This is a genomic window from Spirosoma pulveris (genome assembly GCF_054781875.1).
The window spans coordinates 44,007-69,878 of the sequence record NZ_BAAGTO010000010.1 but is presented as its reverse complement, the minus strand read 5'-3'; the positions used below and the strand labels follow the sequence as shown (position 1 = coordinate 69,878).

Here is a 25,872-nt window from a genome sequence, read left to right as displayed (position 1 = left end):
AGTTAACACCGACAGCCAGAAGCTGTCGGCTACAACACACCTATGCTAACCAACGTCGAACACATCGGTATTGCCGTCCGCGATCTGTCGGCATCAAATGAGTTGTTTGCCAAACTACTGAACGTGCAGCCCTATAAAGCCGAAACGGTGGCCTCGGAAGGGGTGACGACATCGTTCTTTAAGGTAAACGAAACGAAAATTGAACTGCTCGAAGCAACCAATACCGAAAGTCCCATCGCTAAGTTTCTGGACAAAAAAGGGGAAGGAATTCATCACATTGCCTTTGCTGTAGATGATATCCTAGCCGAGATGGACCGATTGAAAACCGAAGGATTTACCGTATTGAACGAAGTTCCTAAGCGGGGCGCCGATAATAAGTTAGTGTGTTTCCTGCATCCCAAAGGCACAAATGGCGTCTTGGTGGAATTATGTCAGGAAATAAAGGAATAAGGAATAACCAGGAATGAAGGAAAAGAAAAAAGGATTTTTAGTTGGGCTGCTACTACTGGCAGCCGCCACCATCACCCATGCACAGTTAGCCAGCGGCTACGCAGCCCGCTATACGCAACCGGGCGTCGATGTTCAGAATTACGCTTTTTCGCTCACAATCAGCGACTCAACGAACCAAATTAAAGGCGAAACCACCATCCGGTTCATGCGCTCCGATGACCGGCAAACGGTCTGGTTTGACCTGATCAGCCCGCGCGACTCCGCAGAAACGGGCATGCGGGTTCGTTCCGTTACCACAACCGATGGCAAGGCACTGCCGTTCAGCCAGCGCAACGACCGCGTCTTTATCAACCTGCCAGCCGCGCCCAATCAGGCAACGGAAGTGACTATCCGATACGATGGCATCCCGGCACGTGGTCTCATCATCAGCCAGAACAAGTTTGGTGAGCGTACATTTTTCGGCGACAACTGGCCTAATAACGCCCGGAATTACTTACCCGTGGTCGATCACCCATCCGATAAAGCGACTTGTTCTTTTGCCGTCAATGCCCCTGCAACGTATCGTATCATCTCCAACGGAAAGCTCCAAAGTGAGAGTAACCTGCCGGGTGGCCGCAAGCTCACGCGCTGGCAGGAAAATACGCCCATACCAACAAAGGTGATGGTGATTGGCGCGGCTAAATTCGCCGTGGAGGAAGTAGGTTCTGTTAGTGGGGTGCCCGTGCAAAGCTGGCTCTATCCGAACGATAGCCAGAAGGGTTTTGTCGACTACCGCCCGGCTAAAGAGATTTTACAGTACTTCATCAATAAGATCGGGCCGTATTCGTACGAGAAGCTGGCCAATGTAGAGTCGACCACCATTTTTGGGGGGATGGAAAATGCCAGTTGTATCTTCTACAATGAGAAGATCATCGTGGGCAAGAAAGACTCCGATGTGGAGGCTCTGCTGGCTCACGAGATAGCGCACCAGTGGTTTGGCAACTCGGCCACCGAAGCCGACTGGTCGCAGTTGTGGCTAAGCGAGGGCTTTGCGACCTATTTCTCGGCCCTTTACCTTGAACACGCCTACGGAAAAGACACGCTCAACGCGGTGATGAACCAGAACAAAGGGCAGATTTACCGGTTCTCGGCGTTAAAGCCCAAAGGGACCATCGTGGATTCAACAGCGTCGAACCTGATGGATCTGCTTAATCCGAACTCCTACCAGAAAGGCGGCTGGGTGCTCCACATGCTCCGCCATGAACTCGGCGACGACACGTTCTGGAAAGGCATCCGGGCGTATTATGAAAAGTACCGTAACGCCAACGCCCAGTCCGGCGATTTACAGGCCGTGATGGAAAGCGTTTCGGGAAAGAATCTAAGCCAGTTTTTCCAGCAGTGGCTCCACCAGCCAGGTTATCCCGAAGTTGTCTGGGGCTCGAAATACGATGCAGCCAAAAAGGCGTTGGTTATTGATGTTCGGCAGGCACAGCGGTCGGGCGTGGTTTTTGCGATACCGCTCACGTTCAGCATCCGGGGTGCCAATGGTCGTGAAATCAGCCGTACTGCCAGACTAAGCATGACCGAGCAAAACCAAACGTTCACCGTGCCGCTGGCCAGCAAACCAACTTCAGTTGTGATCGACCCTGATAATACGGTGTTGATGCGGGCTGTCGAAATGGGGAAGTAAATTCTTACCTTGCCATTCAGCAGGCCTACACTTACTGTTATCAACCATGCTCAAGCGCGTATCTATCCAGAATTTCAAGAGCCTGAAAGACGTCACGCTCGACCTACAGAAAGTCAATTTGTTAATCGGCCCGAACAACTCGGGCAAGACGAATTTTTTGAAGGCGCTGGAGTTTTTTAGATTTGGGGTCTTACAGGATGATGTGACTGCTGAGCATCAGTCTCGCGATTTTCGATTCAAACGGTCTTCTGATACTCTGTCTATTGAGTTGATCCTCGAACGACAAGATGAAGAAATAACTTTTTTACGTGAATTTGTTTTCTCAGATCCATCCAGTGCAGTAGACGTAAAATCAGCGCAGATAATTAAAAATAATGGAGTTGAAATAGCGAGGAATGATCAGGGCTATCCTGATATTGCGTTTTTACGACGAGCGCTTAATTCGTTAAGAATATACAAACCTGATCCTAATAAACTTACTCAACCCGCATACTTTTCAGCTGATGAAATAGAGCTAAAAGGCGATTGCTCAAATTTAATTCCGTTCCTTTTCTACTTAAACACGAACTATAAACGCGTTTATCAGGAGCTTGAAAAGAATTTGGATAAATGTGTTCGGGACATAGTCAGTTTTAGCACTCCACCGGTTAAAGTTGAAGGTGAGAGCAAACTGGGGTTAAAATTCTTCGGAAAAAATGATGAAAATTATTGGGCAGAAGACGTTTCTGAAGGAGTTTTATACTTTTTAGCCCTCTTAACAATCATCAACCAGCCCAACCCACCTAAACTTCTGCTTTTAGAGGAACCTGAAAAGGGTATTCACCCAAGGCGTATCTGGGAAGTGGTGAAGTTTATTTTTCAGCTAGCGGAGGAAAAAGATGTCCAAGTTATTCTGACTACGCACAACGAGCATGTTGTTAATGCATTTTCGACTATGCCCGAATCTGTTTTTGTTTTTGACAAGGATGATGAAGGTGCTACCTACGTCCGGAATTTACAAACAGACATCATTAAGCCGACAGATCGAAAGAGTGAAGAGCTAGGATTAGATAAAATTGATTTAACCTCTAATTTGGGTGAAAACTGGCTTTATGGTTTAATAGGGGGCGTTCCAGCGGATGAACTATGAAGAAAGATAAGCGGCTGGATTACACACTTATTGCCGAGGGCTTTGCCGAATACGCCTTTATTCCCACTTACTTGAAATTACTGGCTGAACAGCACAACGTTCAGGCAGTACGTAGTCGATTAGGCTTTCGTGGACAGGATGCTGGAAAATCTAAAGTTTTAAAAGAAGCTGGGGCTATTTCTGTGATAGCGATTCAACAAAACAACCAACTGGTTATTGTTGGGGTTGATTTAGATATGGCCGATCACGAAACCCATCAACCTAAGCATACGGCCGAATGCCAAAAATTGACATTAGCCTTAGGTAAGAGCTATACAAACTTTGGGAATCGTATCGTCTGCTTTGTTACAGTTCAGGCAATTGAGCAATGGCTTTCCTATCAAGCTTACAAAGTTGGCTTAAGTAACAAATTTCCAGATAAAAGCCTTGAAAGTAAGCCGCAGAGTGATTTAAAGAAGTTGTTGTATGGTACAAAAGATAATGGACTAACTATGTCCAATGTAGCAGAAAAAATCGCTTTGTCTGCCGATTTTGAAGAGCTAGCCAAACAATCCCGCAGTTTCGCGCACTTCCACAAGCAGGTCGCGGATTTCCTCGTTCAATATAACCAGTAGCCTCCTTCAAATACAAAACGCCACGAGCTTACGGCCGTGGCGTTTTGTATAAATACCCCTTGTTTAGTTCAGTGAAATGGTGCGGGTTACTGACTTTAACGCTGGTGTCGTCAGCGTGATCGGGTGCGCGGATACGTCGCTGCCCGAAGTGATTTCAACAGTGTAGGTGCCGTCTTTCAAATCCGATAGGTCGAACTGGAAGTGGAAGTTGCCTTGTTTTTTGCCTACCGACTGTTTTCCTAAAACCAGTCCATCAGTCGATTTAAACGAAATCGTCATGGGTTGACCGGGTGCGCGCTCCACATAGACGTTCAGTTTTGAGGGGACGGCCGATGGGAAAACGGCGGCTTTGTACGAGTTTGTCGTAACGGTTGGGTTCGCCGTTGTAGTTGGGTGAATGGTTTCCGCTGAGGCAAGCGTGGCCGTGCTCAGGAGCAGGGCAGCGAGTAAAGATTGAGCTAACGTTTTCATGATGTTTATGTATTTGTTGTTGGTTATAAAAGAAGAACAGGTCAAAGGTATGGCGCTATAAGTCCCTCATGAATAGGCGGTTGGCTGAACACGCGGAAACATAGACTGAACTGATAGAAACAGGGAACGAACTGCCCAAGAGAGCGGCCAAAATCTTAACCTTAGGAAGCGGTAAAACGAACTACCGGCTTCCGGCGTTAACTGGTAAACCACAGACTGCATTATTAAAAGCTGGCCTGCATGGCCCTTCACCAACATGAACTACTATAATTCTATCATTGAGACCATCGGCAACACGCCCCTGGTGAAGCTCAATAAAGTCACGAAAGGGATTCGGGGAACGATACTGGCGAAGGTCGAGTATTTTAACCCCGGTAACTCCGTGAAAGACCGCATCGCCATACGCATGATCGAAGATGCCGAAACACGGGGCGTCCTCAAACCCGGCGGTACCATCATCGAAGGCACTAGCGGCAACACGGGTATGGGGCTGGCATTGGCTGCTATCGGGAAAGGCTATAAATGCATTTTTACCATGGCCGATAAGCAGTCGCAGGAGAAGATCGATATTCTGCGGGCGGTGGGCGCTGAAGTAGTCGTTTGTCCTACCAACGTGGCTCCCGATGATCCACGCTCGTATTATTCCGTCGCCAAAAAGCTCAACCGCGATATTCCCAATTCGCTGTACCCGAACCAGTACGATAACCTCGCCAATACAGCCGCGCATTATGAATCCACCGGCCCCGAAATCTGGCGCGATACCGACGGGAAAATCACGCACTTTGCTGCTGGCGTCGGAACGGGCGGTACTATCTGTGGCACGTCGAAATTCCTGAAAGAGCAGAACCCGAACCTTGTATCGCTGGGGCTGGATACCTACGGCTCGGTGTTCAAGAAATACAAGGAAACGGGCCAGTTCGACGAAGGCGAAATATATCCCTACCTGACCGAAGGCATCGGCGAAGACATACTGCCGCAAAACGTGGACTTCAGCGTTATCGACTATTTCGAGAAGGTAACCGACAAGGATGCCGCTATCATGACCCGGCGACTAGCGCGCGAAGAGGGGCTGTTTGTGGGCTGGTCGTGCGGTACGGCAGTGCATGGTGCGCTGGAATGGGCCAAAACCCACCTCACCGACGATGATGTGATGGTTATCCTGCTGCCCGACCACGGCACACGTTACCTCGCCAAGATCTATAACGATACCTGGATGAAGGACCACGGGTTTCTGGAAGACCGAGCCTTCAAAACCGCCCGCGACATTGTGCACAACAAAGCAGGCCAGTCACAGCTAACGACTATTGGCGTTGGTGTCTCGGTCAGTCAAGCGATACAGATATTAAACCGCTACGGTATTTCGCAGATTCCGGTAACGGACGAGGATGGCCACATTGTCGGCAGCCTGACCGATTCCACGGTGCTGAACCGGCTCATCGACGACCCGGCGGTGAAAGATCATCCGGTGAGCGAAGTGATGGATAAGCCGTTCAAATTCGTTGGTCTCGATAACACTATTGATGCCCTTTCGTCGCTAATCGACCGCGACAACAAAGCGTTGCTGGTCCGCGACGAGCGCGAGCAGGTCCATATCATCACCCAGGCCGATTTGCTGGCGGCAATGACGAGTTAAGGGAAATAGGGGAATAAAAGGAGGAGGGGGACGAGAGGGAAAATGGGTAGGGAACAATCCCTTTCCTCCCTCTCGTCCCCCTCCTCCTTTTATTCCTTTTACCGCCTGTTATCCCCGCCTTCGATCATGCTGAGGTAGCTCATGTAGCGGCTTTCGGCGATTTCGTCTTCGGCAACGGCTTCCTTAATGGCGCAGCCGGGCTCATTAATGTGCAGACAGTTGTTGAAACGGCATTGGTTCAGCCGGTCGCGCATTTCGGGGAAGTAGTGGCCGATTTCCGTTTTTGACGTATTCATCAGGCCCAGTTCTTTTATCCCCGGTGTATCGATGATAAACGTGTCGGGGGAGAGTTCGAACATCTCGGCGAAGGTCGTCGTGTGGACACCTTTGTTGGCAAAGGACGAAACTTCGTTGGTGCGCAGGTTCAGGTCCGGGGCAATGGCGTTCACGAGCGACGACTTTCCAACGCCCGAGTGCCCGGCTACCAGCGTTACTTTCCGGTCGAGCAACGCCCGAAATTCCTCCACCCCCACGCCTTCAGTAGCGGAAGTCGACAGGCAGTTGTAGCCAATTCGCTCATAGAGGTCGATGATTTCCTGCTGAAATTCCAGACCTTCGTCGTTCAGGATGTCGATTTTGTTGAAGACGATCGTCGTCGGAATACGAAACGATTCGGCCGAAACCAGAAACCGGTCAATGAACCCCGCTGAGGTACGGGGCATGGCCAGCGTGGCCAGCAAGACAGCCTGATCGAGATTGGCCGCCAGAATATGCCCGTGCGCCGTTTTATGAACTGACTGCCGGATAATGTAATTGTCGCGGGTCGAAATGTCGGTAATGATGGCCGTATTTTCGGCTTCATCTTCCACGTCAAACACTACCCGGTCGCCCACGGCAATCGGGTTGGTAACCTTGAGGTCTTTTAGTTTGAACTTTCCTTTCAGCCGACCCTGAAAAATATGTCCGTCCGTGTTACGAATCTCGTACCAGGAGCCGGTAGAACGTATGACTAAGCCGTGTTGCAATTTTTAAAGAGTGAAAGGGTGAAAAGCGAAAGAGTGAAAGAGTGACTGGCATGAATGCCCGCTGCACCATGGCGGATCACTCTTTCGCTCTTTCGCTCTTTAATTGCTGTACAACCTCCATAACCTTCGCCGTTGCGCCAATGTTCCGCTGCACATATTGACGGCTGATCCGGGCTGCTTCTGCCGGGTTTTTGTACTGTTGTTCGAACGTCGTTGTAAGTTGAGCTACGTTGCTGATGGAAAAAGCGGCTCCTTCATGTATGAGGTCGATTGCTTCCTGATACTTGTTGTAGTCCGGCCCGAAAAACAGGGGCATACCGAAAGTAGCCGCTTCGAGAATATTGTGTAATCCCTGCTTAAACGCCCCGCCAATGTAGGCGAATTCACCATACTGATACAGCGACGAAAGCATGCCTATATTGTCGATGAAGAGAACCTCGAACGAACGAACTGTCTCTGGACTTGCCTGAGAAAAGCGTACCGACGACTTTGTCAACTGCTTTTGCCAACGGTCAATTTCCTCGTCGTGAATCTCGTGCGGGGCAACAATAACTTTGAGGGGTTTGTCAAACTGGTTAATGAAGGGAATCAGCACGTTCATATCATCGGGCCAGGCGCTGCCAATAACCAGAAGTGGGGTCTTCGCTTTGAAGGCTTCGGCTACGGGAATGGCTTTCTTCGTAATGACTACCTGCGAGACCCGATCGAAGCGCGTATCACCACCGAGAGTTACCTTTGTCAGCCCGATGCCAGCCAGCAGGTTTACTGATTCCTGATTCTGCACCAGAATATGGTCGAAATATCGGAGCATATTCCGGTAAAACTGCCCCCAGGGCTTGAAAAAAAGCTGGTTGGGACGAAAAATGGCCGAAAACGAGATGACCGGAATTTGAGTAGCCTTTAGTTCGCGCAGGTAGTTGTACCAGAATTCATATTTGATGAAAAAGACAATTCGGGGTCTCACTATCTCAACGAACTGGCGAGCGTTCCGGGGCGTATCGGCAGGTAGGTAGAGGATATAATCGGCACCGTCGTAGTCTTTTCTTACTTCGTATCCGGAGGGCGAGAAAAACGTCAGTAGAATTTTATAATCTGGGTACGCAGCCCGAAACGCTTCAATAACCGGGCGACCCTGCTCAAACTCGCCAAGCGAGGCCGCGTGAAACCAGGCAATTGGGCTGGTATTGCCGTCGAGTATCTGCTGAAGTTTATCGATCCAGTTACGTCTTCCCTCTACCCACAGCTGTGCTTTAGGGTTAAAAGGAGCTACCGCTCGCAGCAGGGTTTGAAAGGCAAATATGCCGGTGTTATAGAATACCGAAACCAAGGAAAGGTAAGGTTGGTTATATTCGGCAAAGCTACTCAATTAATAAACCACCTACTTATGCACGCGTACGACACAGTGACCGAAGCCCTTGAGGGGCTGAGAAAACAGGGGTTCACCCAGGATTATAACCTCAAACCTGATCACCTGCACTGCCAGCCTGATAACATTGAATTACGTCCGGCAGACTTTGATGTTGTCGATGTTTATCGCTTCGAAGGGGCAACCGACCCGGGCGATGAAATGGTTTTGTATGCAATTGAAGCGAAGAATGGTAACAAAGGAACATTAGTAGATGCGTACGGAACCTACGCCGAAGCGGTCACGCCGGAAATGGCCGAAAAACTACGATATACACCTGAAAATTGACGAACTTTTCATAGGTAAAAATGATTTTACGTCAACAGAATGTATGTTGGTACAATGAACTGGAACAAGCTAACGAGTGACACTCAACTAGATACGATCAAAGCAGAATCAGCAAAGCAGCCTGTTTTGATTTTTAAGCATAGCACAAGTTGTTCAATAAGTGCTATGGCGCTTAGCCGGATGGAACGGAACTGGAATGACCAACTTGGTGTGAAGCCATATTACCTTGACTTACTAGCCAATCGGCCTATTTCCAATAAAATTGAACATGAATTTGGCGTTGAGCATGAGTCGCCTCAGGTATTGTTGATTCGGAACGGTGCCTGCATTTACGATGCATCGCACATGGCAATTTCCTTCGCCGGTATTCAGCAGGCAGTTTAAGGAAGGAGTTAGGCGTTAGAAGCGAAGGTAGGAGGGCTGATGCTCAAAGAATAGTATTAGGAGCGAGGAGTTAGAAGTGAGGAGGGCTGACGCATGTATTGCTTTTGCGTCAGCCCTCCTCACTTCTAACTACTCCTTTAAAGTTATTTTCGCCCGGTGGCAGACCCCCCCGATGGGCGGGTTGAATTTGGAAACGCTCACTTCTACTGCTTCAAGTTCAGTGTAAGTCGCCCTGATTTCCTGGATGATCTGGTGGGCAATATGTTCGAGCAGCCGGGCAGGTTGTTTCATGACACCGGCCGTAATTCGGTACAGATCTTCGTAGTTGACAGTGGCACTCAGGCGATCCCGTCGGGCGGCTTCCGAAAAATCGGCCGTTACAACAATGTCGACCGAATATTTGTTGCCGATTTTCTGTTCCTCGTCGTAAAATCCGTGGTACGAAAAAAATTCTAACCCCTCTAAAGAAATTGTTCCCATAACGTGCGTAAAGATGAATCACCCCGATAAACCCCCGCTGCTAGTCAGGGATATATCGGGGTGACTGTTTTTCTAGTGTGCTTAAATCTGGTCGAAAAAAGAGCCGGTTTTTTTGGTCGTTACCTCTTCGGCTGCCTCTACAGATGGTTCTTCGGTATCAGTCGTATGTACGTCTACCAGCGAAGACGTTGAGGCTGTATCGTCTGTACTTTCGATAACGGCAGAATCCGTTGTCGGATGGTTGGAATGCAGCGATTCATCGAGTTTCTCAATAACGGCCTCATCGACCGGAATCGCTTCCGGAACAGACTCTTCCCGGTCAATCAGCGGTGGCAGTTCCGCCACCACGTCGGTAGGTGTTGCTGCATCCGGCTGGACTTCAGCTTCGGGTTGTTTCAACTCTTCCGACAACTGCGAAGTCACATCATCAATTTTACCCCTCAGATTTTGCTTGGCAAACTTCTTCTCGAAACGATCCACGCTATCAACGGCATTGCTGGCAAGCGTGCGAATCTGAATGGCCAGGTTCTCCTTGTAATTCTCCAGGGCTTTGAAATCGTGTTCCAACGATTTGATATCATTAAGAATGTTGTCTTTCAGATACCGCGCCTGGTTTTCGGCATCCTGCACCATCAGTGTAGACCGTTTTCGGGCATCGGCCAGCATTTCATCGGCTTTCTGCCGAGCGTCGTCGATGTATTTTTCCCCCGCTTTATTGGCCTGTTCTGTGATTTGAGTACTTGTATCTTCGGCTGTTTTAAGCGTTCGGAACAAGGTCATTTCTACTTCCTTGAGCTTGCCTAAATCTTTTTCGGCCAGTTCAAGCTGCATTTTCAACATTTTATATTCGCCGGTCAAGCGTTCCCATTCCTGAGATAGCGAAGCCAGAAATGCGTCAACTTCTTCGGTTTTATAGCCGCGCAACCCTTTTTCAAATGTGTGCTGCCGGATTTCAATTGGCGTAATTTTCATTGGTGCGCTACAAGTTTAATGTGTTACTAAATACCTAGATAAAGGTGAATTAACTGCCTTAATATCTATTTTACAAAAAATTGTCTGAAAAATAGACGAAACCTACTTTGCCTAAAGGGTTTAAATCAATTTCCATACCGAAATGGTACGGTCGTCGCTGGCCGAAAGTAATAATTGATGATAATTTGTCCAAAGTACTTTATTGACGGATGTGCCATGTCCGGCGTGGCGGGCCCGATCCACTACTTTCAACAGTTTGTAGGTTTCCGCGTCCCAAATTTTAAGCGACTTATCCATGCTGGCCGTAGCGATCAGGCGGCCGTCCGGGCTGAAAGACAGGTGGTTAATGGCGAACATATGCCCCACAATATCCTGTTGAAGCGTATAGCCTTTTTCCACCGCCCATACTTTTAAATGCGCATCGCGCCCGGCGGTGAGTAACTGCTGAAAATCCGGAGAGTAGGCAAGTGTAAAGACAGAATTACCGTGGGCCTGAATAACCTGCTTGAGTTCGTACGTGATTAAATCAAAAATACGAACAACATTATCGCTGTAGCCAATGGCCAGTTCACGCTCAACGGGATTGATGGCTATGCATCGTGCCGATTGATCGGACGCTTTCAAGTGTTTTCGAACGGCGAGTTGATCGGTAGCCACAATGGCGACAACCCCATCCGATAGGGCCAGGAAGGCGTCGTCTTTGTAAAACTTGATGTCGAAAATAGCCGCCGAGGTAAGTTTGAGCGAGGCTACTTCCTGTTTCCTAACCGAATCGATCAAATGAATGCCTTCGTAATTCTGGCCAACCCACAGCAACTGGCTGACTGGATGCAGGGCCATTGCATACACCGAAGCGGGCACTTTAGCCACCAGTTCGCCCAAATCTGGCCGGTCCAGATGCCACCGGACAACCTGCCCGTCGCCACCGGCCGAAAAAAACTGTTCGGCTGTCAGGCCATGTTCCAGGGTATATACAGGGTCGCGGTGGCCACCAAACGTATCTAATTTCTCGACAATCACTGAATGAAAAGATAAGTTGTTGCCCAAAGGTCGTTAATCCTTTCTTTTTCTCGAATGACTTCCGATTTTTGATGGTGACTTTTCAATTGGATATAAACGGTGACTGTATCGCCCGGCTGAAGGCTATTTCGGAGGATGAGCCTGTATTACGGGCTCAGGTGCGGCTAACCGTGTCGGAACAGGAGGATCTGGCGCGCATTAGCCATCCTGCCCAACGCATCGAATGGCTGGCCTGTCGGGTAACGATTCGGCAATTGGTTGAAGAGCAGGGAATGGATTATGGCGGCTTGTACAAAGATGAGTACGGGAAGCCGCACCTTATCGACTCTCCCTGGCATATTTCCCTGTCTCACACGAATGGATGGGCTGCTGCGGTACTGCATCGGTCACGCCCGGTGGGTATTGACATTGAGCCGATTCGGGAGCAGTTCAGGCGTGTGGTACCACGTGTTTTGTCGGAGAGTGAGCTCCAGCACGCGGCCGGCGACCCAAACCGGCTGGCGGTTTACTGGTGCGCCAAGGAAGCTCTGTATAAACTTTACGGAAAGCGTCAGCTTACCTTTCGGGAGCACTTACTGATCGAGCCTTTTGCGGATGACTTTGAGCAGTTAGTGGGACATGTTCGCTTACCCGACCACCAGGCGCAACTCATTATCCGGTGCTTTCAGGAAGGACCCGGCCTGCTGGCCGTAGCCTATTAAGTACGCCGGGGCTTCCTTCCGTGATCTCTGAATTTATCAGGTAAAATTACGGAAGGAAGCCCCTGCATACTGTTTACCGTTGGGTGTAATCTGAGAGCGGAAGGCCGTCGCCATCGTCCCGAACCGTGTTGAGGATTTGCTCTACCTCCCGGACGCGTTCCGTATCACCATTCTTTTCGAATGCCAGCGTCAGGTTGCGAAGAACACGCCGGACGATATCGGCATTGGTGCAGGGTTGATAAAAAGTATCCAGCCGTTTAATGTTCAACTGATCGATGTATTGATCGATATCTTTGGTGGTAAAGACCAGTCCCCGGTTAAATACATTGATGTAGAACTGAACCCCGCTGCTATTCTTATAGGTAAGCACAAAGAGGTTAGGCAGGTTGACCCCATAAACAGGCAGGTTCAACCGTTTGGCGATGAGCATATAAAGTACACAAAGCGTTATAGGGTTTCCCCGGCGCGATTCGAGTACCTGGTTGATCATGGAGTTGGCCGGCGAGTGAAAATGCTTGGTGTTCGGCGCAAATTTCAGTTTGGAGAAGAAAGCACTGTTCATGGCTTTAATCTGCTCGTCGGGATGCATATCTGCTTTAAAATCAACCCATACGTCGTAAAATAACTGCTCTACCTCCTGCTTCAGTTTATCGAGCGACAGGTCGGGATACTGGTAGGTGGCAATAATCCAGAGGCCTTCCAGTAAATCCATGGCTCCGCCATTTTTCCAGTCGCGCATACGATCCAGTACCGATTCATATTGAAGGTCATGGATAATTTCCTCGATTCGCTTTTGAAGTTCAGGATTGAAGCTGCCTTCCCATTCCGACTCCAGAAGCGGGATCATCTGCCCCCCCATCTGTCGAATTTGTTGTTCAACGTGTTCAACAACTTCTCGGTCTTCATCGTCCAGAAGCGAGATAAGGGCTTTCAATTCGTTGTCATTCATTCGATTGTATTGCTTTATCAGGGTACCCCAGGATAAAAACTGTTTTCGGAAACCTACTGAATATGCTACTTTTGTCTAGTTATGAAACTGACTATGCTAATATAGCAACAAAATTTTTATAAAAAACGGTTTGACTCTTTCAGGCAATTCTCCCAAAATTCTGGTAACCGGAGGTGCAGGGTTCATAGGATCGCACACGGTTGTTTCGTTGGTTAACGCCGGTTTTGAGCCGGTAATCATTGATGATTTTTCCAATTCTGAACGCTCTGCTCTCGATGGATTGCGGGCTATCCTGGGCCGCGATGTAACGTGCTATCCGGCAAACTGCAATGACGCCGAGGTCATGGCAGACATCTTCAGGAAAGAGGCACCCGTTGGCGTCATCCATTTTGCCGCTAACAAGGCAGTAGGTGAGTCGGTTGCTAAACCGCTGAAATATTACCGCAATAACCTTGACCCGCTGATGCTGTTGCTGGAATTGATGCCTCAGTTTTCGGTAAAGAACTTCGTGTTTTCATCGTCCTGTACGGTTTATGGTCAGCCGGCTCAATTGCCTGTAACGGAAGAGACGCCCCGGCTACCCGCCCAGTCGCCTTACGGAAATACCAAAGCCATTGGCGAAGACATTATTCGGGATGCTATAACAGCACAGATACCCGTCAAAGCATTGGCACTTCGCTATTTCAACCCAATTGGAGCCCATCCATCTGCCGAGATTGGCGAGTTGCCGCTAGGTGTTCCAGCCAATCTGGTACCGTTCATTACACAAACGGCTGCTGGCATACGCCCCAGCCTGACCGTATACGGTGATGATTATAATACACCGGACGGCACTTGTGTTCGTGATTATATCGATGTAGGCGATCTGGCTGACGCGCACGTTCAGGCCCTGAAAAAATTGATAGAAGCACCGGAAGGTGCGTCTTATGACGTTATCAACATTGGCACGGGTCGTGGCGAGACGGTTCTGAACGTAATCAAAACGTTTGAAGAGGCTACTGGCGTTAAGGTAAATTATACGGTTGGGCCACGCCGGACGGGCGATGTTGAGCAAGTTTATGCCGACGTTACTAAGGCCAACCGTGTACTGGAGTGGTCTGCCCGTCGTTCGCTCGCTGAGTCGTTACGGGATGCATGGAATTGGCAAAAAAAATTAATGAAGTAAATTTGTTATTTAGGGTTAGCAGATATTATATTACTTTAGTTTCCACTAACCCTAAATTATTAACCGTAGACTTAAAACCTAAAATATAATGAAACTCCTCATCACAGGTGGAGCCGGGTTCATTGGCTCGCATGTCGTTCGGCTATTCGTTACGAAATACCCCGAATATCAAATTTATAATCTTGATGCCCTGACGTATGCCGGTAACTTGGCTAACCTGAAAGACATTGAGGATGCACCCAACTATACGTTTATTAAAGGTGATATTACCGATGCGAAATTTCTGGAAGATATGTTCGCTGAGTTATCACTGGATGGCGTCATTCACCTGGCGGCTGAGTCGCACGTTGACCGGTCCATTACCGACCCAATGTCGTTTGTAATGACCAACGTGGTTGGTACGGTCAATCTTCTTAATGCGGCCAAGAACAGCTGGGCTTCTACGGGTGGATTTGAGGGCAAACGCTTTTATCACGTATCGACGGATGAAGTGTATGGTTCCCTGCACAACCCCGAAGACTTCTTTACCGAAGAAACCCCTTACGATCCCCAATCGCCTTACTCGGCCTCCAAAGCGGCTTCCGATCACTTTGTACGGGCGTACGGAAATACCTATAAGCTGCCCGTTGTTCTGTCAAACTGCTCGAACAACTATGGCCCCAATCACTTCCCGGAGAAGTTGATTCCGTTAATGATTCACAACATCCAGAGCAACAAACCACTGCCGGTTTACGGCAAAGGAGAGAACGTTCGCGACTGGCTGTTCGTGGTGGATCACGCCCGTGCTATCGATGCCGTTTTCCACAAAGGCAAGCAAGGCGAAACCTATAACATTGGCGGCTTTAATGAGTGGAAAAACATTGACATCGTTCACCTGCTTTGTGGCATTATGGACCGTAAGCTCGGTCGGCCGGAGGGCACCTCGGCACAACTGATCACTTACGTGACCGACCGCGCCGGACACGATCTGCGCTACGCCATCGACGCGCACAAAATCATGAACGAGCTTGGTTGGGAGCCTTCCCTTCAGTTTGCCGAAGGTCTCGAAAAAACGGTCGACTGGTTCCTGGCCAATCAGGAATGGATGGATAACGTTACTTCCGGAGCTTATCAGAGTTATTATCAGGGAATGTACGCGAATCGTTAATAAAGGGGAAAGGGCAAAAGAGCGAAACCGGGCTGCCGGTGCGGAGCAAAAAATTGATCCGCTGGTTGCTCTTTTGCTCTCTCACGCTTTCACTCATTAAACAAATGAAAGGAATTATACTTGCCGGAGGCTCCGGCACTCGTCTTCATCCGCTTACGCTGGCTGTTTCGAAACAATTGATGCCGGTGTATGACAAGCCGATGATTTATTATCCCCTGTCGATCCTGATGCTGGCTGGTATTCGGGAGATTCTAATCATCTCGACACCGCACGATCTGCCTCATTTCGAAAAGCTGCTCGGCGATGGGGAGCGCATCGGCTGTAAATTTACGTATGCCGTTCAGCCTAGTCCGGATGGGCTGGCTCAGGCATTTATCATCGGCGAAGAATTTATTGGCGACGATAAAGTGGCGCTGGTATTGGGCGATAACATCTTTTATGGCTCAGGCCTGTCAAAACTGCTACAGGCTAATAATGATCCTGATGGGGGCGTGGTGTATGCGTATCAGGTACACGACCCGGAGCGCTATGGCGTTGTGGAGTTCGATGATGCCTTTAACGTGTTATCCATTGAAGAAAAACCAGAGAAGCCTAAGTCAAACTATGCGGTTCCAGGTTTGTATTTCTATGATAACGATGTTGTCGATATCGCCAAGAACATAAAACCTTCCGTGAGAGGTGAGCTGGAAATCACCGATATCAACCGGGTGTATCTGGAACGGGGCAAATTGAAGGTTGGCGTGTTGGATCGGGGAACTGCCTGGCTCGATACGGGCACCTTCGAATCGCTGATGCAGGCCGGTCAGTTCGTTCACGTCATCGAAGAGCGGCAGGGCCTGAAAATCGGTTGTCCCGAAGAGATTGCCTATCGCATGAAATTCATCGACGCTGCTCAACTCGCAACCATTGCCAAGCCATTGGTGAAAAGCGGGTACGGCGCCTACCTGCTAAACCTGCTGAAATAGAGGTATTCAAGAACTATAAGGCACTAATACAAAAACGCCGGAGCAAGCTGCTCCGGCGTTTTTCGTAAACCTAACCTATGAGAAATTTTTAGTGCTACGCCAAGTGTTCATTAGTACGGAACAAAGGTAGAGGTAAGGATAAACTTGGATAAGCGCATAAACACGGAATTTCAGTATCACAAACAAACTACGCAGAAGTCCGCAATTTGGTACGTATAACTACGTATTGATAAATAGTTTATAAGGTTTAAGGTGTTGGTTATGAGTTATTTGATTGCATAGCGGATTATGCATGGATATTCGCCGGGAAACATCGATGTTGTAATTTAGATGCGCTTTCCGCTTTTATCCACCCTTAGAGAGCGCATCTATCACCTTAATTTCAATTCTAATTTATCATGAGTGTTTTTACCAAAGATGCGGGTCGTATTCTGGACCCACAAGAAACACAGGCCCTGACAGGCGCCTACCAGGAGCGCAAGCTTCAAGTTGGTCTTTCAAAAGACGAATACATTCGTTCCGAATTTTTTGGTACAAACCACATCGAGTATCTACTTAGTCAACCCGGCTGTGTAGGATTGCGAGTTCATCACGCCAAGCGTTGGGAAGATTCTGATGGCAAGCCGACCAGTCCGGATAAGGGTCAGCTTGTGCCTCGTGTACTGTTAACGGGAGTAGATGCTAAAGGTAAAGACATGCCTATTCGTGTCGATAAAGCCGGTTTGAAAGATATGCCCGCAAATGATGGCAGTGGCAGAGCGGTAGGGGATGGCAGACCATGTCCTCAATACTGTGGTAATTAAGCTATGTAATGAGTTTATGTAATGAGTCGATTCTTTAGCCCGTATCAAGATTATCCAATAGCCTTTATTGCCGAACTAATAACCCTATTACCTATACTAATAGGGTTATTTCGAATTTTATCAATCAAGCATGAAATCAAATTTCTTCTAGTACTCTTTGTTCTCTATTTTTTGAGAGATATTCTATCTAACCTACTTGCTTCTATCAAAGAAAACAATCTCTTCATTTATAATATTTTTTCTTTTGTTGAGTTGTTTTTCTTAGCGTTGATCTTTTACAATAACCCTAGGATACACTCCCCAAAATACAGGAAAATTATCATTTGGGGTGTCGTTATCTCTCTATTGATAGGCTTATTGTTTTATAGTAAAAATGATTTCTCTATAATAGATTTTACAATTGTAAGGCTATACGGTATATTGATTTCCATAGTTTTTTTTGAACGAGTCTTGTCTGAAGTACGAATAAAAAACATACTCACGTATTCAATGTTTTGGATAAATAGTGGCTTGCTCTTGTATTTTTGTGGCACCTTTTTTATTTTTCTTTTAAGTGATAAAGTATTGTCAAGCAAAGCTAAACCGGACATATTTCAACAGTATTGGGATACAAATCTTATTTTCTATATCTTTTTTTGTTTGCTTGCATCAATTGGTATCTGGCTAAGCAAATACGATCAGGAAAATATAATTTAACGGACTTTGATAAAAATATATCTTCATTCTTTGTAATTTTTATAACTTATAGTAAATAGGCTAAGGATGACTGTTCCGCTAACTCAATAGTTATTGGTATAATTGATATTCAGCTATAGATTTTTGACCTTTACTTTATACCGATTGCTGTAAAACGCCAATGTCAGTAGATTCCGGTTTTGTGATTGCCGTTGGTACGGCCGTGCTGTTGGTGATGGCGGTGTTCATCATCATCTTCGTGGCCTATTACCAGCAAAAACAGGCGAAACAACAACTGGCCTTTAAAGAATTGCAGGTTCAGCACCGTCGGGAACTGATGGAAGCCACCTTACGGGGGCAGGAAGAAGAGCGAAAACGACTGGCCGAAGATATGCACGATGGCATTGGCACTATGCTGTCCGTCACCAAAATGAGCCTTAACCAACTGGAGCGTCAGGTAGGGGGAGATGGGCAGGTGAGTTTTCAGTTTCAGAAAACACGCTCCATGATTGATGAGACTATGACCAACGTTCGGCGAATAAGCCGGAACCTGGTGCCAACTACCCTGGAGCGATTTGGTCTGCTGGCCGCATTGGAAGAACTGGCCGACCGCGCTACCGATTCAAATACGGAAGTACAGTTGACCTTTCCTGAATGTGAGACCCCATTTCCACCGTCGCTCGACCTGATGCTGTATCGAATTGCGCAGGAACTGGTCAATAACGCCATTCGTCACGCCCGAGCCAGCCAGATTACCATTCAATTGGTTTGCATCGATCAGGAGGTTCGTATGTCGGTCATGGACAACGGCGTAGGCTTTGATTTCGATGCCGTCATGGAAAATAAACAGGGCGGGCTGGGGTTACGAAATATCGAAAGCCGTCTTAGCGTGGTGAATGGACACGTAACGTTCGATGTGGCCCCCGGCCGCGGATCGCAAATCCATATACAGGTTCAACTGCACGACACGCAACCTGTTAATTTATTGAGTTAATTTGTTTGCCAAATGGCTGCTCTATGCGACTAATAGGGTATCAGCTCTTAACTTTTCTTCCTCTATGCGAAAAATTAAACTGGCCCTCTGCGATGATCACACCCTGTTTCGGGTCGGGATGTCCACTATACTCGGGCAGATCAATGATTTTGAATTAGTCCTCGAAGCGGGCAACGGTCAGGAACTGATCGATAAAATTGCCCGGAAACTCCCCGACGTCGTTTTGCTCGACCTGCAGATGCCGGTTATGGATGGCACTGCAACCGCCGATTATCTGCGGGAAAATTACCCGCTTATCAAGATCGTTGTGCTCACCATGCACGATGAGGACCGGATGGTACTTCACCTGCTCGAAAAAGGCGTTAGCGGCTACCTGCTGAAAGACGCCGAAGCGGGCGAAGTGGAAAAAGCTGTCCGGAAGGTGATGGACGAAGGGGTTTACCTGAATGAGTTCGTGTCGAAGGCTATGCTGCGGAAGATGACGAATAAGACAACCGTAACAAAGCCCGTCAATGCCTTTTATAACAGCAAGATTCTGCTTTCCGAACGGGAGAAGGAAGTACTGATGCTCATTTGCGAAGGCCTTTCGACGCTGGAGATCAGTGAGAAAATATTCCTCAGCCCCCGAACGGTTGAAGGCCATCGGCTACGCATCCTCGAAAAAACGGGAACCAAAAACACCGCTGGCATGGTCGCCTACGCATTCAAGAACAGTCTTGTTTGATACGCGGTGTAAGTTAAATAAGTATGTAAGCTGATTTATTGAACACAGAGACACCGGGAACGAAGAGTTTAACGGATTAAGCCTGTTTGTTAAATCAGGTGTTTGTCTACTTGTAGGCCCGGTTTGTGTACTCACCAAACGCTGTTAGTGTAGATTCTATGAGCTTTCTGAAGGGACACAGACCGGGCCTACGCAGATCATTCAGCGACCGTATTAGTTAACAAACACCCATTTCAAAGACTGCCCGTTCGTCCACCATCTACCGGTAAGTTGATACCGTTGATCGACGCGGCTGCGGGTGTGCATAGAAAAGCGATGGCAGCCGCTACCTCTTCCGCTTTCACAAACCGTCCGGTTGGAATCTCACTCGCCATCTGTTTCGCTACTTCGTCTTCCGACTTACCTGACGACTTCGACCGCATAGCAAGCACTGCGGCCAGACGTGCCGTTTCTGTATAGCCAGGCAGCACGTTATTGACTGTAATACCAGCGTGAGCGATCTCCAGCGAAAGGGTTTTGGCCCACTGCGCCACGGCTCCCCGAATCGTGTTCGAGACGCCCAGACCCACAATAGGTTGTTTCACAGAGGTTGAGATGACGTTAATGATCCGTCCGAAACCGGCTTCCTTCATGGCAGGAAAAACCAGCTGAACCAGCGCCTGGTTGTTAAGCAAATGATTATGGAATGTTTGGATGAACTCCTCGGGTTTGGCATCAATCAATGCTCCACCCGCTGGCCCGCCTGTGTTGTTAATCAATATATGCATGGCTGGAAACCTGGCCAGATGTTGACCAAGCACTGCCGGAGCCTCGCCCGGCTTACTAAAATCGGCTACCAGATATCGGTGTGTCTGGCCCTGACTTGTGTCCAGTTCAGCCAGGGTTTCCTGAAGTGTTTCTTCGTTTCGTGCCATCAGCACAATGTTGGTTCCCAGCAGGGCCAGTTCTACAGCCGCAGCGCGGCCAATGCCTTGAGTACTACCGCAAACAAGGGCGGTCTTTCCGATTAGTGTCAGGTTCATATAATCGCGTTATTGCGTATACCAGTCATCAATACAAACTGGTCGCAAAATGGGTAAAAAAACCACTGGCGTAGTTTTGCGTTTACAAAGTAGTAGTTTTGACCAACTTTGAATCCAGTATCAACTATTTGCATTCCAACAGACCATGTCAAAGACATTAATTATTGTGGTGGTTCTTGCCCTTATTCTGGGCATGTACGGCTGTAGTTCCTATAACGGTTTAGTCCAGTCCGACACAAACGTACAGGAAAAATGGGCTCAGGTACAGACTCAGTACCAACGCCGGGCCGATTTAATTCCCAACCTCGTTCGGACGGTACAGGGTGCTGCTAATTTCGAGAAAAGTACGCTGACGGCTGTTATTCAGGCGCGTGCCAGTGCTACCCAGGTGAAATTTACGGCCGATCAGTTGACTCCGGAGAATGTCCAGAAGTTTCAGGCGGCACAGGATCAGGTGAGTGGCTCGCTGTCTCGTTTACTGGCCGTGGCTGAAAGTTATCCGAATTTAAAGGCGAATCAGAACTTTCTGGAGTTGCAGGCTCAGCTGGAAGGAACGGAAAACCGAATTGCCGTATCCCGAAATGATTTTAACGGAGCGGTGAAAACGTATAACCAGTCGGTGCGTTCATTCCCGAACAATATTTTCGCCGGTATATTTGGCTTCCCCGTCAAAGGCTTTTTCGAAGCATCGCAAGCGGCCCAAAGTGCTCCAACGGTACAGTTTTAATGGTAGTGGGCAAAGGGGTTGGGGCATAGGGCTATGTGGCCTATGACTAACCCCTTAACCCTATACCTTCGCTCCATGCCCTATGCAAACGAACCCATTCACGCAGGACGAACAACAGCGCATTGTGGAAGCCATCCGACAGGCCGAAAAGGCTACATCGGGCGAAATTCGGGTGCATGTAGAGCCACACTGTGCCCATGCCGATCCCGTGCAGCGGGCTATCGAAGTGTTCGCCCAACTGGGAATGCACCAGACTAAAGAACAGAATGGCGTACTCTTTTACCTGGCCCATACCGACCGGAAGTTTGCCATTTTAGGCGACAAAGGAATTGACGCCAAAGTGCCCGATAATTTTTGGGAAAGTACGAAAGAACTGCTTCGAAGCCACTTCAGATCAGGTCGGTATGCCGAAGGGCTCAGCCTGGGTATTGAACGGGCCGGGCAACAATTGAAACAGTACTTTCCCTACGCCAGCGACGACGTTAACGAACTCGCCGACGATATTTCGTTTGACTGACACTGCCGTGAACGTACTCTCTTCTATTTCCTTTATTGCCCGATGGCTGCGGCTTGGGTTGCTACTCGTGCTGCTGGCTGTTGTTCCGGCTACGGTGAAAGCGCAGGATACCGCGACCGATAACGGTGCATCGGCGAATGATGTTATTCCCAACAAGCCGAATCCGCCCCGTCTGGTTAATGACTTTGTCGGGATACTGAACCCAACCGAACGCAGCCAGCTGGAACAGAAACTGCGTGCCTATAACGACTCTACGTCTACCCAGATCACCATTGTTATTGTTAAAACTACGGAGCCTTACCCAATTGGTGACTTTGCCTTTCAGGTAGGACGCAAATGGGGCGTTGGGCAAGAGGGTAAAAACAATGGGCTGGTGCTGGCCTGGGCTACCCAGACCCGGAAGATCTTTATCGCGCCTGGTTATGGGCTGGAGGGAGCTATCCCCGACGCTATTGCCAAGCGCATCATCACGAATACCATCGCTCCGGCTTTCAAACAGGAACAGTATTACCAGGGACTGGACGAGGCAACAACCGAAATCATTAAACGTGCCCAGGGCGAATACAAAGCCGAACCAGATACTAACACAGACGATGGCCCGGGAGGCTTCCTGATCATACTCATCGTATTCATGGTTATCATCTTCATCATTGCCCGGCGCAACCGGGGTGGTGGGGGTAACAGCGGCAATCGCGGTGGTGGCTGGGGTGGTCCCGTCTTTTTCCCAACATCTACGTTCTCCGGCTGGGGTGGTTCCAGCGGTGGCGGCTGGAGTGGCGGGGGCGGTAGCGGTGGCGGCTTCGGCGGATTTGGCGGTGGCAGCTTCGGTGGTGGTGGCGCCGGTGGCGACTACTAAGCAGCTGTAAACCGTGGCTATGCACTGCCAGTGAATGGGTCTTAAAGGCCGTTCAACCAAAAATAGGTACATGTACTTACCCATGTACCTATTTTTGTTGGTTAGCCATTCACCAGCGTATGTTTCTTTTTACTGTTCGTAACGTTTTACTGCTCGCCTTTCTGCCGCTTCTATCACGAGCACAAACTACTCCTGTTGCCCCTAATACAACTCAGCCTACTGTTGTACAATCGGACTCAACCGATGATTATACAGCCGAAGAGAATTCGTCTGCCACAAACGCCGGCGTTGGCCAATCGGTAATTTTTGCTCCCTCAACTCGTCCCCGGACTATCCGGGCGGTTGAAATAAAGAACAGGTTAAAAATTGACGGTCGTCTGGACGAGGCCGACTGGAAAGAGAGTAAACTTGCCCGGCGTTTTGTACAGGTGGATCCTGGGCAGGGACGTCCTGCTGTGTCCAAAACGGATGTTCGGGTGTTGTACAACCGCCACTTTTTATATATCGCGGCCATAAATCATGATTCGCTTGGTCGAAAAGCATTGCGCGTGCCCAACTTCAAGCGCGATTTCAGCAGTCGGGCGCACGATTTGTTTGGAGTGTCGATTGATGGCTTCAACGACCGCCGTAATGCCATGACCTTCGTGACTAATCCGCATAGTACGCAGCGCGATTTGCTTTCCTTCGATGATGTACTCTACGACGAAGATTGGGACGGCTTCTGGAAAGTACGTACCACGCGTACCGATTCGGGATGGGTGGCTGAGATGCAGATCCCCTGGCAGACACTGCGGTACGCTCACTCGGCCGATTCGACCCAGTCGTGGGGTATCAACTTTTTTCGGAACCGTCGGTACTCCAATGAACTGTCGGCCTGGTCGCCGTTTCCCCGTGCGTTCACATCCAGCCGGATGACTTATGCCGGGTTGCTGACGGGTCTGAAGCCACCACCACCTTCGCCTAACATCCGTATCCAACCTTATGTATTGGTAAGCGATGATCGTTATTCTGGTACAGAAGTTGGCTATGGGCAGAGCGCCAATGTAAAGCTTGGCGGTGATGCCAAGTGGGCGATCAATCCCAATACGGTACTCGATCTAACCCTTAACACCGACTTTGCCCAGGCCGACGTTGACCGGCAGGTTAATAACCTCACGCGTTTTTCGGTGTTGTTTCCCGAACGACGAGCTTTCTTTCTGGAGAACGCGAGCCTGTTCGGAGCGGGTTTGCCGGGCAACAAAAATACCGGCGAAGGCGGAAGTATGGTGATCAAGCCTTTCTTCAGCCGAACAATTGGTCTGGCAACGTTAGCGGATGGCACCAGCAGTCCCGTACCAATTGATGCCGGTGCCCGGCTGGTATATCGGTCGCTCAATCGTAATTATGGCGGTATGGTTATCCGGCAGCGTGGCGTTCCCGGTAGCCCCACAACCGACTTTGTTGTGGGCCGTTATGTTGAAAACATTGGTCAGCGAAACCGCATTGGAGCGCTGTTCACGCTGAAGAATGTACATAGAACGGATAGTACGAGCAGTCGGCAGAACGGAACACTGGCGCTGGATGGCTTCTTCCGTCTGAATGAAAAGTGGACTTACAGCGCAATGGTCGTGGGTTCCCTAAGTTCGGCCGGCGCGGATCAGGGAATATCTGCCTACAGCCAGGTAATGTACCGTACCAATCAGGTCGTCGGCTGGTGGACGCAGGCACTTGTTACGAAGACATTTAACCCGGAAATGGGCTTCGTATCGCGCAGCGACGTAATTGCTACCACGCCGGGGCTGTATCTGGTCAATCGGTCGAAATGGTTACCCAAATGGGTACGTAATTTCGAGCCCGGTGCATTTTTTGAGATCTACCATAAAGCATCGACCGGTTATTTGCAGGAAACGCAGTCCAACTTTAACCCTGTCTGGCTGACGTTTCAGAATGGGGGTAATGTGGGACTTTTTGTCAACTCAACGTTTCAGCGGCTAGACGATGGCGACTATCGGCCGCTCGGTTTGGGTATCCAATCGGGTAAGTACCGCTACGTTCGGTATACAGCAATGTTCAGCACAGACCCATCTAAAAAAGTGTCGTTTCAGTTCAACGGCGAGACGGGAGCATATTACGATGGTAACCTGAACTACGGACGGGCTACGCTGCTTGTTGCACCCATTCCGCACGCGGCTTTTACGCTCAGTGCCGAAGCAAATGATTTTAAGAAGGTAGGCGGTTATACCGGTACAATTTCTCTGTATAGTATAGAAAGTAGGCTGGCGGTCAATCCCCGCTTGCAGTTGATCAGCTTTTTTCAGCGGAATACATTTACCGAAAAGAATGCCTGGAACATCCGGCTAGCCTGGGAGTTTCAACCCCTGTCGTTTCTGTACATCGTCTACAACGCAGGCACCTACGCTGGCTCCATCCGAACCGTCGACCGGCAGCGCGAGCAGCACATAATTGGTAAGCTATCGTATTTGAAGCAGTTCTGACCGCACGGGCTGCCCGTGCGGTTTCAGATGACCTGCTTCTCAATCAGCAGGATAAACAGGTGGATTACCTTGATGTGTATCTCCTGAATACGGTCGGCGTAACCAAAATGGGGAACTCGGACTTCAACATCGGCTTTACCGGCTAGTTTACCACCATCTTTACCGGTTAGAAGAACCACTTTCATGCCTTTCTCCCGGGCGGCTTCAACGGCCCGGACAACGTTGGCTGAGTTACCACTCGTGCTTAGGCCCAGCAGCACATCGCCTTCATTGCCTAAGCCTTCGATAAAACGGGAAAAGATAAAGTCATAGCCGAAATCGTTACTCACACAGGAGAGGTGGCTTACATCGGAGATGGCTATAGCAGCCAGCGACCGGCGATTATCCCGATACCGCCCTGAAAGCTCTTCTGCAAAGTGCATGGCGTCGCAATGCGAACCACCGTTGCCGCAGGATATAATTTTACGCCCGCTTTTAAGTGCATCGGCCATCAGGATGGCGGCCTGTTCAATGGCCGTCAGATGGTCGGGATTGGCAAGGAATGTATCTAAAACAGTCTGAGCTTCGGTTAGCTCCTGACGGATAATGTCAAGCATTTTTCTAGTCGTAAATG

27 protein-coding genes are annotated in these 25,872 nt (G+C 49.0%); 18 read left to right on the top strand and 9 right to left on the bottom strand.

Annotated elements, in window-relative coordinates; translation table 11 throughout:
- Positions 1-42 precede the first annotated feature (42 nt).
- Genes mce through ACYVJM_RS25395 form a run of 4 tightly spaced genes read left to right on the top strand, consistent with a single transcriptional unit; the run spans position 43 to position 3,862 of the window.
- Positions 43-450, top strand: a complete 408-nt coding sequence (mce, locus tag ACYVJM_RS25410) for a methylmalonyl-CoA epimerase (protein ID WP_461151044.1) — start codon at positions 43-45, stop codon at positions 448-450.
- Between the two features lie 13 nt (positions 451-463).
- Positions 464-2,119, top strand: a complete 1,656-nt coding sequence (locus ACYVJM_RS25405; RefSeq protein WP_461151043.1) for a M1 family metallopeptidase — start codon at positions 464-466, stop codon at positions 2,117-2,119.
- A 46-nt stretch (positions 2,120-2,165) separates the two neighbouring features.
- On the top strand, positions 2,166-3,248 hold the full coding sequence (locus ACYVJM_RS25400; RefSeq protein ID WP_461151042.1) for an AAA family ATPase: 1,083 nt from the start codon (positions 2,166-2,168) through the stop codon (positions 3,246-3,248).
- Complete coding sequence (locus ACYVJM_RS25395) at positions 3,245-3,862, top strand: hypothetical protein (protein WP_461151041.1); 618 nt, start codon at positions 3,245-3,247, stop codon at positions 3,860-3,862. Before ACYVJM_RS25400 ends, ACYVJM_RS25395 begins: the two co-directional genes overlap by 4 nt.
- A 63-nt stretch (positions 3,863-3,925) precedes the next feature.
- Here ACYVJM_RS25395 and ACYVJM_RS25390 read toward each other — a convergent pair whose 3' ends face one another.
- The gene (locus tag ACYVJM_RS25390; RefSeq protein WP_461151040.1) at positions 3,926-4,333 is read right to left on the bottom strand and encodes a hypothetical protein; all 408 of its coding nucleotides are present in this window, start codon (positions 4,331-4,333) and stop codon (positions 3,926-3,928) included.
- A 256-nt stretch (positions 4,334-4,589) separates the two neighbouring features.
- Between ACYVJM_RS25390 and ACYVJM_RS25385 the strand changes: the two genes are divergently transcribed.
- On the top strand, positions 4,590-5,966 hold the full coding sequence (locus ACYVJM_RS25385) for a cystathionine beta-synthase (RefSeq protein ID WP_461151039.1): 1,377 nt from the start codon (positions 4,590-4,592) through the stop codon (positions 5,964-5,966).
- 98 nt (positions 5,967-6,064) lie between these two features.
- Here ACYVJM_RS25385 and rsgA read toward each other — a convergent pair whose 3' ends face one another.
- A complete protein-coding gene (gene rsgA, locus ACYVJM_RS25380; protein WP_461151038.1) occupies positions 6,065-6,991 on the bottom strand; it encodes a ribosome small subunit-dependent GTPase A in 927 nt (308 codons plus the stop codon).
- 76 nt (positions 6,992-7,067) lie between these two features.
- A complete protein-coding gene (locus tag ACYVJM_RS25375) occupies positions 7,068-8,318 on the bottom strand; it encodes a 3-deoxy-D-manno-octulosonic acid transferase (RefSeq protein WP_461151037.1) in 1,251 nt (416 codons plus the stop codon).
- Between the two features lie 57 nt (positions 8,319-8,375).
- Here ACYVJM_RS25375 and ACYVJM_RS25370 point away from each other — a divergent pair, with 57 nt between their 5' ends.
- Positions 8,376-8,684: a phosphoribosylpyrophosphate synthetase gene (locus tag ACYVJM_RS25370; RefSeq protein ID WP_461151036.1), complete on the top strand. Its 309-nt coding sequence runs from the start codon at positions 8,376-8,378 to the stop codon at positions 8,682-8,684.
- 54 nt (positions 8,685-8,738) lie between these two features.
- On the top strand, positions 8,739-9,068 hold the full coding sequence (gene ytxJ / locus ACYVJM_RS25365) for a bacillithiol system redox-active protein YtxJ (protein WP_297369132.1): 330 nt from the start codon (positions 8,739-8,741) through the stop codon (positions 9,066-9,068).
- Positions 9,069-9,197: 129 nt separating this feature from the next.
- Here the strand turns inward: ytxJ and folB are convergent, their stop codons facing one another.
- The 3 genes from folB to ACYVJM_RS25350 all read right to left on the bottom strand — a co-directional run bounded on the left by folB (position 9,198) and on the right by ACYVJM_RS25350 (position 11,540).
- A complete protein-coding gene (folB, locus tag ACYVJM_RS25360; RefSeq protein WP_461151035.1) occupies positions 9,198-9,548 on the bottom strand; it encodes a dihydroneopterin aldolase in 351 nt (116 codons plus the stop codon).
- 81 nt (positions 9,549-9,629) lie between these two features.
- Positions 9,630-10,520, bottom strand: coding sequence for a DivIVA domain-containing protein (locus tag ACYVJM_RS25355; protein WP_461151034.1), 891 nt, complete (start codon positions 10,518-10,520; stop codon positions 9,630-9,632).
- A 120-nt stretch (positions 10,521-10,640) separates the two neighbouring features.
- Entirely contained in the window at positions 10,641-11,540 is a 900-nt protein-coding gene (locus ACYVJM_RS25350; protein WP_461151033.1) for a WD40 repeat domain-containing protein, read from the bottom strand.
- A 71-nt stretch (positions 11,541-11,611) separates the two neighbouring features.
- Here ACYVJM_RS25350 and ACYVJM_RS25345 point away from each other — a divergent pair, with 71 nt between their 5' ends.
- Entirely contained in the window at positions 11,612-12,241 is a 630-nt protein-coding gene (locus tag ACYVJM_RS25345; protein WP_461151032.1) for a 4'-phosphopantetheinyl transferase family protein, read from the top strand.
- Positions 12,242-12,314: 73 nt separating this feature from the next.
- Here the strand turns inward: ACYVJM_RS25345 and ACYVJM_RS25340 are convergent, their stop codons facing one another.
- On the bottom strand, positions 12,315-13,190 hold the full coding sequence (locus tag ACYVJM_RS25340) for a transglutaminase-like domain-containing protein (RefSeq protein ID WP_461151031.1): 876 nt from the start codon (positions 13,188-13,190) through the stop codon (positions 12,315-12,317).
- Positions 13,191-13,320: 130 nt separating this feature from the next.
- On the opposite strand from ACYVJM_RS25340, the gene galE reads away from it, so the two are divergent.
- From galE to ACYVJM_RS25310, 6 genes are all read left to right on the top strand, one after another.
- Entirely contained in the window at positions 13,321-14,355 is a 1,035-nt protein-coding gene (galE, locus tag ACYVJM_RS25335) for a UDP-glucose 4-epimerase GalE (protein WP_461151030.1), read from the top strand.
- 88 nt (positions 14,356-14,443) lie between these two features.
- Complete coding sequence (gene rfbB / locus ACYVJM_RS25330; RefSeq protein WP_461151029.1) at positions 14,444-15,502, top strand: dTDP-glucose 4,6-dehydratase; 1,059 nt, start codon at positions 14,444-14,446, stop codon at positions 15,500-15,502.
- Positions 15,503-15,606: 104 nt separating this feature from the next.
- Positions 15,607-16,467, top strand: coding sequence for a glucose-1-phosphate thymidylyltransferase RfbA (gene rfbA, locus ACYVJM_RS25325; protein WP_461151028.1), 861 nt, complete (start codon positions 15,607-15,609; stop codon positions 16,465-16,467).
- A 398-nt stretch (positions 16,468-16,865) separates the two neighbouring features.
- Positions 16,866-17,270 carry a hypothetical protein gene (locus ACYVJM_RS25320; RefSeq protein WP_461151027.1) on the top strand — a complete coding sequence of 135 codons (405 nt, stop codon included), beginning with the start codon at positions 16,866-16,868 and terminating at the stop codon, positions 17,268-17,270.
- 856 nt (positions 17,271-18,126) lie between these two features.
- Positions 18,127-18,939: a sensor histidine kinase gene (locus ACYVJM_RS25315; RefSeq protein ID WP_461151026.1), complete on the top strand. Its 813-nt coding sequence runs from the start codon at positions 18,127-18,129 to the stop codon at positions 18,937-18,939.
- A gap of 64 nt (positions 18,940-19,003) precedes the next feature.
- Positions 19,004-19,663, top strand: coding sequence for a response regulator transcription factor (locus ACYVJM_RS25310; RefSeq protein WP_461151025.1), 660 nt, complete (start codon positions 19,004-19,006; stop codon positions 19,661-19,663).
- A gap of 233 nt (positions 19,664-19,896) precedes the next feature.
- Here the strand turns inward: ACYVJM_RS25310 and ACYVJM_RS25305 are convergent, their stop codons facing one another.
- Positions 19,897-20,685 carry an SDR family oxidoreductase gene (locus ACYVJM_RS25305; protein WP_461151024.1) on the bottom strand — a complete coding sequence of 263 codons (789 nt, stop codon included), beginning with the start codon at positions 20,683-20,685 and terminating at the stop codon, positions 19,897-19,899.
- A gap of 145 nt (positions 20,686-20,830) precedes the next feature.
- Between ACYVJM_RS25305 and ACYVJM_RS25300 the strand changes: the two genes are divergently transcribed.
- The 4 genes from ACYVJM_RS25300 (at position 20,831) to ACYVJM_RS25285 (ending at position 25,259) form a co-directional block, all read left to right on the top strand.
- The gene (locus ACYVJM_RS25300) at positions 20,831-21,412 is read left to right on the top strand and encodes a LemA family protein (protein ID WP_461151023.1); all 582 of its coding nucleotides are present in this window, start codon (positions 20,831-20,833) and stop codon (positions 21,410-21,412) included.
- A gap of 82 nt (positions 21,413-21,494) precedes the next feature.
- The gene (locus tag ACYVJM_RS25295; RefSeq protein ID WP_461151022.1) at positions 21,495-21,929 is read left to right on the top strand and encodes a TPM domain-containing protein; all 435 of its coding nucleotides are present in this window, start codon (positions 21,495-21,497) and stop codon (positions 21,927-21,929) included.
- Entirely contained in the window at positions 21,922-22,785 is an 864-nt protein-coding gene (locus tag ACYVJM_RS25290) for a TPM domain-containing protein (protein ID WP_461151021.1), read from the top strand. The genes ACYVJM_RS25295 and ACYVJM_RS25290 overlap by 8 nt, the downstream gene beginning before the upstream one ends.
- Positions 22,786-22,904: 119 nt before the next feature.
- Positions 22,905-25,259 carry a carbohydrate binding family 9 domain-containing protein gene (locus tag ACYVJM_RS25285; RefSeq protein WP_461151020.1) on the top strand — a complete coding sequence of 785 codons (2,355 nt, stop codon included), beginning with the start codon at positions 22,905-22,907 and terminating at the stop codon, positions 25,257-25,259.
- 23 nt (positions 25,260-25,282) lie between these two features.
- Here ACYVJM_RS25285 and lpcA read toward each other — a convergent pair whose 3' ends face one another.
- Positions 25,283-25,855 (bottom strand): D-sedoheptulose 7-phosphate isomerase, encoded by a 573-nt coding sequence (gene lpcA, locus ACYVJM_RS25280; protein WP_461151019.1) that lies wholly within the window; start codon positions 25,853-25,855, stop codon positions 25,283-25,285.
- Positions 25,856-25,872 lie beyond the last annotated feature (17 nt).

Coding starts and splice junctions, on each gene's coding strand:
- mce (WP_461151044.1), top strand. CDS start 43: ATGCTAACCAACGTCGAACACATCGGTATTGCCGTCCGCGATCTGTCG.
- ACYVJM_RS25405 (WP_461151043.1), top strand. CDS start 464: ATGAAGGAAAAGAAAAAAGGATTTTTAGTTGGGCTGCTACTACTGGCA.
- ACYVJM_RS25400 (WP_461151042.1), top strand. CDS start 2,166: ATGCTCAAGCGCGTATCTATCCAGAATTTCAAGAGCCTGAAAGACGTC.
- ACYVJM_RS25395 (WP_461151041.1), top strand. CDS start 3,245: ATGAAGAAAGATAAGCGGCTGGATTACACACTTATTGCCGAGGGCTTT.
- ACYVJM_RS25390 (WP_461151040.1), bottom strand. CDS start 4,333: ATGAAAACGTTAGCTCAATCTTTACTCGCTGCCCTGCTCCTGAGCACG.
- ACYVJM_RS25385 (WP_461151039.1), top strand. CDS start 4,590: ATGAACTACTATAATTCTATCATTGAGACCATCGGCAACACGCCCCTG.
- ACYVJM_RS25370 (WP_461151036.1), top strand. CDS start 8,376: ATGCACGCGTACGACACAGTGACCGAAGCCCTTGAGGGGCTGAGAAAA.
- ytxJ (WP_297369132.1), top strand. CDS start 8,739: ATGAACTGGAACAAGCTAACGAGTGACACTCAACTAGATACGATCAAA.
- folB (WP_461151035.1), bottom strand. CDS start 9,548: ATGGGAACAATTTCTTTAGAGGGGTTAGAATTTTTTTCGTACCACGGA.
- ACYVJM_RS25355 (WP_461151034.1), bottom strand. CDS start 10,520: ATGAAAATTACGCCAATTGAAATCCGGCAGCACACATTTGAAAAAGGG.
- ACYVJM_RS25345 (WP_461151032.1), top strand. CDS start 11,612: ATGGTGACTTTTCAATTGGATATAAACGGTGACTGTATCGCCCGGCTG.
- ACYVJM_RS25340 (WP_461151031.1), bottom strand. CDS start 13,190: ATGAATGACAACGAATTGAAAGCCCTTATCTCGCTTCTGGACGATGAA.
- rfbB (WP_461151029.1), top strand. CDS start 14,444: ATGAAACTCCTCATCACAGGTGGAGCCGGGTTCATTGGCTCGCATGTC.
- rfbA (WP_461151028.1), top strand. CDS start 15,607: ATGAAAGGAATTATACTTGCCGGAGGCTCCGGCACTCGTCTTCATCCG.
- ACYVJM_RS25320 (WP_461151027.1), top strand. CDS start 16,866: ATGAGTGTTTTTACCAAAGATGCGGGTCGTATTCTGGACCCACAAGAA.
- ACYVJM_RS25315 (WP_461151026.1), top strand. CDS start 18,127: ATGTCAGTAGATTCCGGTTTTGTGATTGCCGTTGGTACGGCCGTGCTG.
- ACYVJM_RS25310 (WP_461151025.1), top strand. CDS start 19,004: ATGCGAAAAATTAAACTGGCCCTCTGCGATGATCACACCCTGTTTCGG.
- ACYVJM_RS25305 (WP_461151024.1), bottom strand. CDS start 20,685: ATGAACCTGACACTAATCGGAAAGACCGCCCTTGTTTGCGGTAGTACT.
- ACYVJM_RS25300 (WP_461151023.1), top strand. CDS start 20,831: ATGTCAAAGACATTAATTATTGTGGTGGTTCTTGCCCTTATTCTGGGC.
- ACYVJM_RS25295 (WP_461151022.1), top strand. CDS start 21,495: ATGCAAACGAACCCATTCACGCAGGACGAACAACAGCGCATTGTGGAA.
- ACYVJM_RS25285 (WP_461151020.1), top strand. CDS start 22,905: ATGTTTCTTTTTACTGTTCGTAACGTTTTACTGCTCGCCTTTCTGCCG.
- lpcA (WP_461151019.1), bottom strand. CDS start 25,855: ATGCTTGACATTATCCGTCAGGAGCTAACCGAAGCTCAGACTGTTTTA.